Origin of the sequence: Hyphobacterium sp., from assembly GCF_965228115.1 — a bacterium.
In the GTDB taxonomy this organism is placed as follows: domain Bacteria; phylum Pseudomonadota; class Alphaproteobacteria; order Caulobacterales; family Maricaulaceae; genus Hyphobacterium.
Genome location: NZ_OZ245794.1, coordinates 2,032,452 through 2,044,418 on the forward strand (window position 1 = coordinate 2,032,452; position 11,967 = coordinate 2,044,418).

Annotated in this window: 10 protein-coding genes; 1 reads left to right on the forward strand and 9 read right to left on the reverse strand. The window is 57.0% G+C overall.

Annotated features, from left to right (window positions below):
• Positions 1 to 41 precede the first annotated feature (41 nt).
• From hpf to ACO079_RS10590, 6 genes are all read right to left on the reverse strand, one after another.
• Positions 42 to 626, reverse strand: a complete 585-nt coding sequence (hpf, locus tag ACO079_RS10565) for a ribosome hibernation-promoting factor, HPF/YfiA family (protein WP_421789847.1) — start codon at positions 624 to 626, stop codon at positions 42 to 44.
• A gap of 114 nt (positions 627 to 740) precedes the next feature.
• Entirely contained in the window at positions 741 to 2,234 is a 1,494-nt protein-coding gene (gene rpoN, locus ACO079_RS10570) for an RNA polymerase factor sigma-54 (RefSeq protein WP_421789849.1), read from the reverse strand.
• Positions 2,235 to 2,273: 39 nt separating this feature from the next.
• Complete coding sequence (gene lptB / locus ACO079_RS10575) at positions 2,274 to 3,029, reverse strand: LPS export ABC transporter ATP-binding protein (RefSeq protein ID WP_421792950.1); 756 nt, start codon at positions 3,027 to 3,029, stop codon at positions 2,274 to 2,276.
• A gap of 14 nt (positions 3,030 to 3,043) precedes the next feature.
• A complete protein-coding gene (locus ACO079_RS10580; RefSeq protein WP_421789851.1) occupies positions 3,044 to 3,610 on the reverse strand; it encodes an LptA/OstA family protein in 567 nt (188 codons plus the stop codon).
• Entirely contained in the window at positions 3,607 to 4,290 is a 684-nt protein-coding gene (gene lptC / locus ACO079_RS10585; RefSeq protein ID WP_421789853.1) for an LPS export ABC transporter periplasmic protein LptC, read from the reverse strand. The genes ACO079_RS10580 and lptC overlap by 4 nt, the downstream gene beginning before the upstream one ends.
• A 47-nt stretch (positions 4,291 to 4,337) precedes the next feature.
• Entirely contained in the window at positions 4,338 to 4,952 is a 615-nt protein-coding gene (locus ACO079_RS10590; RefSeq protein ID WP_421789855.1) for a ribonuclease D, read from the reverse strand.
• A 157-nt stretch (positions 4,953 to 5,109) separates the two neighbouring features.
• Between ACO079_RS10590 and ACO079_RS10595 the strand changes: the two genes are divergently transcribed.
• Positions 5,110 to 5,508: a hypothetical protein gene (locus ACO079_RS10595; protein ID WP_421789857.1), complete on the forward strand. Its 399-nt coding sequence runs from the start codon at positions 5,110 to 5,112 to the stop codon at positions 5,506 to 5,508.
• On the opposite strand, the gene ACO079_RS10600 is transcribed toward ACO079_RS10595, so the two are convergent.
• The 3 genes from ACO079_RS10600 to ACO079_RS10610 all read right to left on the reverse strand — a co-directional run bounded on the left by ACO079_RS10600 (position 5,505) and on the right by ACO079_RS10610 (position 11,838).
• Positions 5,505 to 5,996 (reverse strand): hypothetical protein, encoded by a 492-nt coding sequence (locus ACO079_RS10600; protein ID WP_421789859.1) that lies wholly within the window; start codon positions 5,994 to 5,996, stop codon positions 5,505 to 5,507. The genes ACO079_RS10595 and ACO079_RS10600 overlap by 4 nt on opposite strands.
• Before the next feature lie 169 nt (positions 5,997 to 6,165).
• Positions 6,166 to 10,164 (reverse strand): Ig-like domain-containing protein, encoded by a 3,999-nt coding sequence (locus ACO079_RS10605; protein WP_421789861.1) that lies wholly within the window; start codon positions 10,162 to 10,164, stop codon positions 6,166 to 6,168.
• Between the two features lie 1,275 nt (positions 10,165 to 11,439).
• The gene (locus ACO079_RS10610) at positions 11,440 to 11,838 is read right to left on the reverse strand and encodes a hypothetical protein (protein WP_421789862.1); all 399 of its coding nucleotides are present in this window, start codon (positions 11,836 to 11,838) and stop codon (positions 11,440 to 11,442) included.
• Positions 11,839 to 11,967: the final 129 nt, after the last annotated feature.

Below are 11,967 nucleotides of genomic sequence, written 5' to 3' on the forward strand. Positions count from 1 at the left end.
GCGCGGCGCGCCTTAACCTGAAAAGCAGTTGTCTGCCAGCTTTATTTGTCGCGGTCGGGGTCAATCCAGCCGACATGCCCATCCGGGCGCCGGTACACAATATTTACCCCGTTGTGCGCGATATTACGGAAAATGAGGAATGGAGCGCCAGCGGCTTCCAGTTCCAGAACCGCCATCCCTGCCGTCATCGCCCGCATTTCGCCCGGCGTTTCCGCCACAATAACGGGTTCATCGCCAGCGCCTTCGGTTTCATCATCGAGATCAGCCTCGGGCCGACCCTGAAATACCGTGATCGGTGTTGTTTCTGCCGGCAATTCCGATTTGTTCTCATTGTGATGATTTTTCAGCTTCCGCTTGTATCGGCGCAACCGCTTCTCAAGGTGCTCGGAGGCCTTGTCGGCGGCTTTGTAGGCATCGCCATCATCGCCCTGCGCCTGAAGCATCACACCCGACGGCAGGTGCAGGGAGAGCATGACCCGAAAGCCAACCCCCTCGCGTGAGACAGCCACATAGGCTTCGCACGGACGGCTGAAATACTTGGCGACGGCATCTTCGACCCGGCCCGTCATCTCCTCGCGGAGTGCGTCCGAAACATCTATACCTTTGGAAACAAACTGTATTTGCATCTCTTGCTCTAGTTTAGCACATGGATTTGGATTGCGCGACTGGCGACCTCGAAAAACAGCGGGCGGAAACTATTGACGTGAAGGGAAATGTCAATCTCGGCGCAATTGTGGGTATCAGCTGGCGCGCTTCAGCATCCGCCGGCGCTGAATTGAAGACGGAATATTCATGGCCTCACGATATTTCGCGACCGTTCGGCGGGCGATATCGATGCCTTCCGCCCGCAACCGCTCGACCAACGCATCGTCGGACATAATGTCGTCGAGCGTTTCACAATCGATCAGCGCCTTGACCCGGAACCGCACAGCTTCAGCGGAATGTGCCTCTCCTCCGCCAGCTGACGGAATAGCTGACGTAAAGAAGTACTTCAGTTCGAACAAGCCGCGCGGTGTCGCGACATATTTGTTCGAGGTCACCCGGCTGACGGTGGATTCGTGCATTTCGATCGCATCGGCCACCGTTTTCAGATTCAATGGCCTAAGGAAGGCTACACCCTTCGCCATGAACAAATCCTGCTGACGCACGATCTCCGAGGCGACTTTCAGAATAGTCCGCGCCCGTTGGTCCAATGATTTCACCAACCAACTCGCATTCTGGGCGCATTCGGTCACAAAGGTCTTGTCCGCCTCACTGCGGGCCACCGCGCTGATTTCCGCAGCATAGGACTGGTTGACCAGCACGCGAGGCAGCGTGTCTGTATTCAGTTCAATCCGCCAGCTGCCATCGGGATTCTCGCGAACGAAAACATCCGGTTCGATGGCGCGGCTGTTATCCACTCCATACGCCAGGCCCGGCTTGGGTGTCAGTGCGCGTAGCTCGGCAATCATATCGTCGAGATCGTCCGCATCGACACCGCAGATAGATTGCAAAGCGGCATAATCATGCTTGGCCAACCGATCGAGATGGTCGAGCAATTTTGCCATGGCCGGATCCAGCCGGTCGCGGTCTTTTAGTTGGAGCGCCAGGCACTCCGGCAGATCCCGCGCGAGAATGCCTGCGGGCTCAAAGCCATGCAGTGTGGCCAGCGCGGACTCAACCGCGCCGCGTTCAACGCCCAAGCGTGCCGCGACCTCATCAAGATCGGCGCGCATATAGCCATCGTCATCGGCCAGATCGATCAGATGCGCCGCGATCATCCGCGCGACAGGCTCCAGACCGGCCAGGGTTAGCTGGTCGTGCAAGTGTTCCGGCAGGGATTTTTCCCGGCTCGCATTGGCGGCAGCGTCATAATCGCCGTCGTCAAACGACCCGCCCCGGCTTGCGCTGGTCCAGTTGGCGCTCATGCCCGGATCGGTTCCGGCCATATCGGCTTTGGAATCCGACGTATTCAGCACATCGGCGTCTGCATCCACGGCATCAGCCGCTTCTGCATGCGCGGATCCATCCAGCTCCAATTCTTTGCGGGAGCCTTCTTCTTTCAGCTGGACGGTTTCCGGTTCTTCTGCACGTTCATCGCGTTCAAGTAACGGATTTTTCTCGAGCTCTTCCTCAACGAATGCGGTCAGCTCGATATTGGAGAGCTGCAGCAGCTTGATAGCCTGCTGCAATTGCGGGGTCATGACCAGTGACTGGCCCTGCCGCATTTCCAGTTTTTGATGAAGTCCCGCCAAAGGGGCGCCTCCACTCTGATATCTTCAGAGCGGAGTTAATCAGCCAAAGCTTTCACCGAGATAAACGCGGCGGACATCGGGATCAGCGCGGATTTCCGCCGGCGAGCCTTCGAACAGAACCTCGCCCTCGTGAATGATGGTGGCGCGGTCGGTGATCTCCAGCGTTTCCCGAACATTATGATCGGTGATCAGAATGCCGATGCCCCTGTTTTTCAGGAACCAGATGAGATCGCGAATGTCGGTGATGGCCAGCGGGTCAATCCCGGCAAAGGGTTCGTCCAGCAACATGAAGGACGGCCGGGTGGCCAGGGCCCGGGCAATTTCCACCCGGCGCCGCTCTCCGCCTGACAAGGACAGGGCGCTGGCATCGGCCAGGTGCGAGATCCGGAGCTCTTCAAGAAGCTGGCCGACGGTTTCCTTGCGCTTGGCCTTATCGCGTTCAACAATCTCGGCCACCGCCATGATGTTGTCTTTCACGGAAAGTCCGCGGAAAATGGACGCTTCCTGCGGCAAGTAACCAATACCCAGCCTGGCGCGCTGATACATGGGCAGCCGGGTGATATCCTCGCCATCCAGCAGGATCTGGCCGTAATCGGCCTCGACGAGCCCGGTGATCATATAAAAACAGGTGGTCTTGCCCGCGCCGTTCGGTCCCAGCAAGCCGGCCACCTCGCCCCGCTTCAAGCGTAACGAGACGCCTTTGACGACCGGACGTTTGCGGTAGGACTTGCCGATTTTGTCGACAACCAGCCCTTCTGCCGGTTGCGAAACCGGCCGGGCTTCGCCTGCGGTCATGTCTTCTGCAAGGCTCACCCTTCTGCATCCTCATCATCAGGATCATTATTCCGCTCGGGATTGAGAATGGCGCGAACACGGCCATCATTGCCGTTCGAGCTTGCCACCGCTTCGCCTGTGCAGGACGGCGCATTGATCTGGGAGTTATTCGTCGTCAGATCGACAACCAGACAGGCCCCTGTAATGACATTCTCACCGCGCCGGAGCACAACATTTCCGGTCATGACAATGGTTTCGTCGGTCAATTGATAGACCGCTCTTTCGCCGCGGGCGACCTCGTCCGGCGTCACATAGAAAACTTCGCCGGTGGCAATAACCCGTTCGACCTCGCCCCAGCTGGCGCCAGCCTCATTCCCACCGGCCCGGTTGGCAAAAAACACTTCCAGCCGGTCCGAGCGCAGATTGGCATCTCCCTGCGCGGCGTCCACATTCCCCGTGAAGACCGCGCGGCGTTCCTGGTCAAATGTTTCCAGCCGTTCAGCAGAAATATCCAATGGTCCGCCCTGACTGCCGATTTGCGCCAGCGCGGGCCCGCCTAGAAGGAGCGCGGCAAAAAAGGAAAGGATCAGTCGTAGTGTCATGGCTGGCCTCCCGAGCCGGCTTCATTGCGGATATGCGTGCGCACATTCCCTGTGAACACGACCCGGTCGCCGCCGTCCAGTATTTCATACCCATCGGCGCGGATTGTGCCCATCGGACCATCCCCTTCAACAGCGCTTTCGCCGAGGACCCGGTCCTCCGACAAGAAGACACGGGCATGCTCGGCCAGAAACTCGTATCCCGAGCGCGTGGTGAACTGAACATTGGCCATCAGGTCCAGCGTCCGGGCCTCGGAATCAAACAGCCCCGAGCGCGCCAGAACACCCTCGGCTTCCTGGTCCGCTGCGATGAGATCATAATCCAGCTGAGGCGATTCCAGCTCGGTAATGTGCGCTTCACCTCCGCGGCGGCGAACCGCGGCATCGGCCGTCACAATATAGGGCGCGCCGCTTTCATCCCGCCCGGTAAAGCGCGGATTGATCATCCGGGCATCCTCGCTGACCGTCACCGGTTCCAGCGTCTCCCCGCCAAAGGCGCGCATCAGGATTTGCACGACCAGCCCGGCTACGATCAGTCCGGCCAGTCCAACCAGGCCATAGCGCAAGGCCCGCACGAACGCTGTGCGTTTGCGGGCGGCGGCCAGCGTGGTGGCGCGCCGCGGTTCCCAGACCGCATGGGCAGTCGGTTGTAAGGGGGACAGATCGGCGGTTGTGCTGGTCATCAATCAGGTTCTGGCCGGCTGAAGTGGCAGGTTTACGGCAGGCGCACCTAGCTGTGTGCGAAAATATCGGTCTCGTCCCAGCCGAGCAAATCAAGCTCGGCGCGAACGGGAAGAAAATCAAAACAGGCGCGCGCAAGATCGAGCCGGCCTTCACGGATCAGTGTTTCCGTTTGCTTTGCGCGTAACGCATGCAGATGAAGGACATCCGACGCCGCATATGCCAGCTGGGCGTCACTTAGCTCCGGCGCCCCCCAGTCAGAGCTCTGCTGTTGTTTCGACAATTCAACGCCCAGCAGTTCGCGCGTAACGTCTTTCAGCCCGTGGCGATCGGTGTATGTCCGGGTGAGCTTTGAAGCGATCTTGGTGCAAAAGACAGGGGCCAAAGTGATGCCGAGATATTTTCTGATCATCGCCACATCAAACCGCGCAAAATGCAGAATTTTCTCAATGCCGGGATCTGCCAGAAGGCGTTTCAGATTTGGGCATTCATAGCTGCCGCGATTCATTTGCACGACATGGGCTTCGCCGTCTCCGGCGGAAAGCTGCACGACACACAACTGGTCGCGCACCAGCGAAAGCCCCTGGGTTTCGGTGTCCACCGCGACGGCTTCGCCAAAATCTATGCCGTCGGCCAAATCGCCCTTGTGAAAATGAACGCTCATTCTCGAGTCCTTGTGTCTTTTGCTCCGTCTAACCCGCTTGGCGCCTGGCAACAAGTTGCCGGCACGGTGCGGGTTCGAGCCAATATTTTATTCCAATCCAGAAGACGAATTAATGTTTATGTGGAAATTGCGGTCGAAATAACCTATAGTTTTAAAAATGGCGAAAGTGTATCATGCAAGCAAAACAAACGGACGAGTCGTTTTCGACAATCTTGAAAACGACATACTGATTGCACAATTCAGCGGCGAAATAGATCTCGATTTTGCTATCGAGTCTGCTGACTATATTATTGAATATATCGAATCCGGCGCCCGCCGCCTTTTGTATAACCTTGGCGAAGCCATTCCTGTGTTCTCGCCGGTCGTCTTGATGGATGAAGTGCGCCGGATTGGCCGCGCGGCGGGAAAGTCAGCCCGATTTGCCTATCTCGCGCCGGAAGACATGTTTGCCAGGCACTTCATGTTGATCGAAGCCGCCGCGTTCAATGACGGCATCGATGTAAAATTCTTCTCTGATATGAGCGAGGCAAGGAAGTGGCTGAAGGAAGCGGGCTAAACCGCCAGCGCCTCACCGGTTTCGTTTTCGCTGCGATAGGTCAGGCTGGTCTTGAAATTCCGCAACACATCATAGGCCTCCGTCCCGCTCAGTGAGAAAGGCTCGCCCTTAGTGTGGAATTTCCAATACGTGCAGACATGGTTGATGGAAGAAATATGCTGGCCGATCCGCTGGAAGATGGCCGGCGCCTTGATGAGAAAATCGCGGAAGCGCGTGGGGTCGCGGGTTTCAACAAAAGTCGCGAACGTCGCATCATACTCAATGAGGATCTGTTTCAGCATCCGGTAGCGATTGACCGCCTCCATTACGACCCAGATTTTCATCCGGCTGAGTTCGCTTTGCTCAATAGGCAGCGCGCCGATCGGGCTTAATTTTCTGAAATCATGTATGAAAGGATTCAACTGGCTGGTGCAGTCTGCCAGCGACCAGTGATAATAGAGCACGCCTTTGCAGCCGAACACGCCGGCTTCAAACTGCGCTTCATTCATCTGCAGGCGGGCTATTACAGGCGTAATGAGCGAGACGGAGGTGCAGACCTTGCGTCTTGTGGCCCTGTTCGCAAGCCATGCCCCCCCTTTTAGGGGTGGGGGCAGGTCAACGTACGGGACGATTGAGGATCGACGATTTACAGACGCTATGGGTTGATTGGCGTGGCCCTTACCCCCCGAATGGAACACGGATTTCAAAGCGCGCGCCAGTCGCCTCGAAATCATCTTCCCCGAAGCCGGAAAGATTAACCTCGAAGCTGGCCACAGCCCCACCATTGAACTGGCTGCGAACACCGAGCGCTGCGTCAGCGCGGAACTGGCCAGTGTCGAAGACGCGGCCATTCTGGTCCATCAGGCTCGCCGGATTATAGTCGAAATTGGCGTTCAGCTGACCATGAACTTCCCAATAACCTCCTTGTTCCAGTTCCGTGCGATAGGCCACCTCTGGACCGGCTGTGAAGCGGCCAATGGAGACGGATTGCTCGGGGATAACGATGCCCAGGCTATCGGTGTAAGTCTCCTGGGTTTCCTCGAAATGGCTGATCGAGGCGCTGGGGCGCACCCGCCAGGGGCCATCGACCCATTCACCAGAGATGTTGGCGCGTAGCAGGTAGCGGTTGGTCTCGAAGCTATCGGTGTAAAAACCCAGCGGGTTGATGTCGTTATCCGACTGCCCGAAGAGTGCCAGGACATCGACGATAACACCATTGTCCATCTGGTGAGCAAGATAGGGGCCCGCCATCCAGCCCGCGCCATCGATCTGTGCCGGGGCAATGCCGCCAGCGGCTGTTGCGATCGTCTCCTGAGTTTCATCCATCCAGTCTCGCTGGATCATGACGCCCAGCACTGTTTGGTCATCAAGCGCAAAGTCGAAGCCAAACTGCAGAATGCCAAACTCACTCTCTGCGCTATCGCCAGCCCGGTCATCTGACAGGCTGGAATAATCAGCTGCAAACCAGGCATCAAAACGCGAGGCTTGCTGGGCAGCGTCCCCTGGCATCTGGGCGCGGTTGGACTGAGCATGGTTGATCAGGCCAGACAGGCTGCCATTCATGGCCACACGAATTTCGCCTCGCGACGCATCGGCCGTAAAGTTGCCCGGACGCATCTCGTTGCGGGCCCGCAAACGGCTGGCGATGTCGGGTTGAGCACTCAGGATGCGGTCGCCGCGGCGAACAAGGTAGTTGTTGATGGCGCGCGAGGTGGCCAACCGTACAGCCGCATCATCGCGCGAGTTGACGAAGGTGCAGACAATCGTCTCATTGGCATCCAGATCAATATCGGCCCGGCCCGTCGTGGCGTTGATGACCGACCCTCCGTCAGTATCGCCGGCACAGGTCAGGCTATCGAGTTCCCAGCCAACCGGCAGGCTCTGTGTGATGTCATAAGTACCGAAGGTCTTGCGGAAGCTCGCCGAGGAGGCTGTTCCGCCTGACGTGGTCAGCGACAGCCCGCCAAGGTCCGCGTCTGCGGAGGCATAGGTAAAAGTGTTATCGCCTTGCAAGCCGCCGGGTGTGGTGGCCACGATCTGGATGGTTCCAAACCGCGGCGCGACCGTCACCTGAACCGGAATCGTGGCTATCGTCGCGGCAGGCGCCGTGCTGGATACGGTAATCGTGCCGTTGTGGACACCTGGCGAGAGCTGGTCTGCTGCGGCCGTCAGGCCAATGCTGAGATTCAGCGCCCCGCTGCCAGGAATGGTTCCGCTTGCAGGTGTAGCTGTGGCCCACGCCACATCAGAGGCCGCCGAATAACCGATCGCCTGGCTGCCCGGGTTTGTCAGGTTTACCGAAGCGTTCACGCTCGTCGGATCAATTACATTGCCAGCCAGGTTCAGATTGCTGTTTGTGCTCGGGAAGACGACATTCAGGCTTTCACTGGCCGCTGTTGAGGCGTTCCCCGCCCCGTCCTGAGCCGCATTCGCCGCAAGAGAGACAGTAAGCTGACCAACAGTGTCGGGCGTAATGGTTGCCGAATAAGACCGGGCATTTGCCATCACAAATCCGGATGCCGCGCCATTCGCGACAGAGATGTCGGACAGATCAAAACCGGTCACATCCTCTGAAAAGGCGAATGTTGCGGTGAATGGGCCCTCAGTGGTCGCACCGGGCAGGGTGAGGGTCGGCACGGGTGCGGTCTGATCATTCGTAATGGTAAACTGGGTGGCTGCTGTATTGGCGTTGCCGGCGGCATCCGCTGCAACCCCGGGGGCCACATCGACCGTCACCTGGCCATCGCCTGCAGGCGTAATCGTGGCCGTATAGACCGTTGCGCTGACAGCATTGAAGTTCGACGCCGCACCGTTCCCGATTGTGAACTCGCCCACTTCAAATCCTGTCACGTCTTCCGAAAAGGTTGCCGTGATCGTGAAGGTGCCAGACACCGGATCGGTCGAGCCGGAAGTCAAGGTGACGGTCGGGGCTGTTCCGTCGAACGCAATTGTAACAGGCGTTGCAGCCAGACTTGCGTTCGACGCCGCATCCTGCGCCGCGCCCGCCGGGATGTTGACCACAACATTGCCATCAGCCGTCGGTGTGATGGTCGCTGTGTACACGCTGGCACTCGTCATCTGCAGGTTAGACGCCGTGCCATTGGTGACTTGAAGATCGCTTCCATCAAACCCGGTGACGTCTTCCGAGAACGTCGCCGTGACGTCAAACGGACCATTGACGGGAGACGTGGCAGAGGTGCTCAGCGTCACACTCGGCGGTGTCGCATCGGAAACCTTGGTGATGGTGAACTGAGTGGCCGCTGTATTGTCATTGCCCGCCGCATCGGTCGCGACCGCTGCTGCGACATCAACCGTCACTTGGCCGTCCGCGGCAGGCGTGATGGTTGCAGTATAGGTGCTCCCGCTGGTCTGCTGGAAATTCGAAACCGCACCATTCCCGACGGCGATCTCGCCCTGGGTGAATCCGGCGACGTCCTCAGAGAAGGTAACAGTTATATCAAAGGCACCGCCCACAGTTCCGCTTGCCGTGGAACTGATGGTGGCGGTCGGTGCGGTTCCATCAAAGTTGACCGAAAGCTGTGTCGCAGCCGTGCTGGCATTATTGGCGCCATCTTGAGCCGCACTGGCGGCCACATCGACGGTGACCGCTCCATCGGCCGCGGGTGTAATTGTTGCGGTGTAGACGCTGGCACTGGTCGTCTGGAAATTCGACGCTGCCCCATTCCCCACATTCAGGTCACTGACATCAAACCCGGTCACATCCTCAGAGAAGGTCGCCGTCACGGTGAACGGCGCGTTGGTCGGTGAGGGTGTAGCGGTTGTGAGCGCGACTGTTGGGGGCGTCGTGTCGACGACATTATTGACTGTATAGGTCTGATTGGTGCCGGGCGTCGTGTTGACGAGCGCATTGCCGGCCGCATCCTGAATATTCTGACCGCCCGCGAACCCGAGCGAAACAACGGTGTTTACGAGGCCAGCCAAGTCGCCGCCCGAGACGGTGACATCATATGCCGCGCCTGACAGAGTGTTGACGTTGGAAACCGTGCCGGATGTCCCATTGGCTGTGAAATCGGCGGCATTCACATTCTGGACGGTTTCCGAGAACGTCACGCGCCAGGTCAGCGTGTCGGCATCGGTCGTCTCGACAGCCGGATTGTTGCGAAGGACGGTGGCCACCGTTGGCGGGGTGGTGTCTGGAGGCTGCCCACCGGGGCAGTCAGAATCGACGGAGTTCATATCGACATTGCCCGACGCCAAAATTCGCGCATCGCTCAAATTCACGACTTCGCCGGGCGCAAAAATTTTGCCAGTGACGGTGCTGTCTACAACGATAGCGGTGAAAGGCGCATCCACCGGGGTGCCAACCTGAAGCTGAAAAGCATTGAAGCTAGATGTGACCCCTAATGTGGCTGAGATGTTACCAGAATTATTCCAGACCACGGCGTTCGTGGAGTCCAGAATATAGGTTTCGATGCGATCATTGCCCGTGCCTGTATCGTCAACCGTGCCGTCAATTCTGAATCGCAGACCGACGATGGTAGGGTTTGCCGCTGTGCATAATCCATCACCCGGCGGGAAAGCTGAGACGCCTTGAACCGCTGCGTTGTCAGCCGCTATAGCCGGAGCTGCGCCCAACACCGACACCGCCATAAATCCAGCCGCGCTGGCAGCCATCAGGCCCCGCCGCAGCGCACCGCTCGAAAACACACGCATCATGTCAAGACCCCCAGTCCCACCTCGCTGTCACTCAATTAACAGCGGTAAACTTTTGTGAATGAAACCTTAAACGCGCCAGAAAGACATACAAGGGCAAATTGTGTGATGGCCCCGCCTAAAAGACTCAAATATCTTGGAAAATGGCCCCGCTGACGTGTTTGCGTGGGAAAACCCCGCGCCTTTGCAGTCAGGGGCTGCACGCACCCATTGCCCCAGCCTTGAGCACGTTTCATGTGAGCACGGCCCACAGCAGCAACGTCTCTGTTTGGCAACGGGGCCGCGCGCAACGGAAACAACATAAAAGCTGTATTCATCGACCAAATTTGATCCCCCGGATCAAATTTCCCGCCTTTGGCGGGCCCGGGTCATCGCTTGTCGATTTAAGGGGAGTCCCCTGCCGGGGCATTCATTTGCGCAAATCGATCCCCCGGATCGCCTAGGCAGATGGAAGCTGAAGGCGACATCCGCTATACGCTCCAGCCTTGAGCACGTTTCATGTGAGCACGGCCCACAGCAGTCGCGTTCTTGCTTGGCAAATGGGCCGCGCGCAACGGAAACAACATAAAAGCTGAATTCATCGACCAAATTTGATCCCCCGGATCAAATTTCCCGCCTTTGGCGGGCGTCGATGAATGGTGCCCAGGAGAAGTCAAAAGGCTCTCTACGGGCTTCTATTTCGCTCCTAGCGCCAACGGCAGCGCAGTCTCGGTATCAGTTTCAGTTCTACCGCTGTGTACCGTAGGGGTACCATGATTTATTCCGGTTGCACTAGCCGTGCTGGCGTCACTGTTACCGGTCGGAACTTTGTAAAATTTTGGAGTGAAGTGAGGTGCTTCTTGTTCCCACAGTGGGTAATATGTGAAAGGAGCATCGTATTGATGGCCAGGCGCGGGTGTTTTCATTCAATATAGTTCAGTATTCACCCACAAGCACTAAAAAGAGTGTGGTAAAAATGTCACGCTATTTCGATTTTATATATACCACAGCGTGTAATAGGGGGTGAAAGTGTCCGGTTTTTGCGAAATCCGGACACTTTTGAATTTTTATTCTCTTTCATTTACTGGCTTTTTTAATTACCTACTAATTAAATAAATATATTAATGAAACTAGAGTTGGGTAGCAAAAGTGTCCGGTTTTTGCGAAATCCGGACACTTTCATAGTGCTTTACACGCACTGGTTGGTATAACTGCGGGTTTTTGAACATCATTGAACCCATTTTTTCGACCGCTTCACCCTAAAAGGCGCTTCTTGGCCCTGTTTGATCGCAAACGAAATTAATCTTGAAATGCTGTCACAATCCCATCGGTCAGATAGATATACATTTCCAAATCGCGATAGACCCATTGTTCCCGTTGTGCCCTAGCAGTAACGGTTCGATTGATGTCATCCGGGTAGTCGAAAGCTGCCAGTAGGCAGGAACGAGTCATTCCGATGGCTGGTATCTCAGCCAATGCCAAAGTCGCATGCTGACCGCATGCAAGCTCAATCTCTGCTATTCTCAGTTCTCGTTGTTGCTCGCGCCAATCTCGCGGCTGAGCCTCTTCCTCATCCGGGTCGCCTTCCAAAGCTGCAAAGCCGCGAAGCACAAAATCGGAAGCTTGAACTGGTTCCGCATGTTGATCTGTTGTTGCACAGCCCGCTAACCCAAAAAGCAAAAATAGAAGAACTCGCATTGTTCACCTTCAAGCCGAGCCGCAACTATATAAGCCAAAGCCGCTCTCAGCCATATCTCCTTCGGAGCGATGACAAGAAGCACCTCACTTCACTCCAAAATTTTACAAAGTTCCGACCGGTAACAGTGA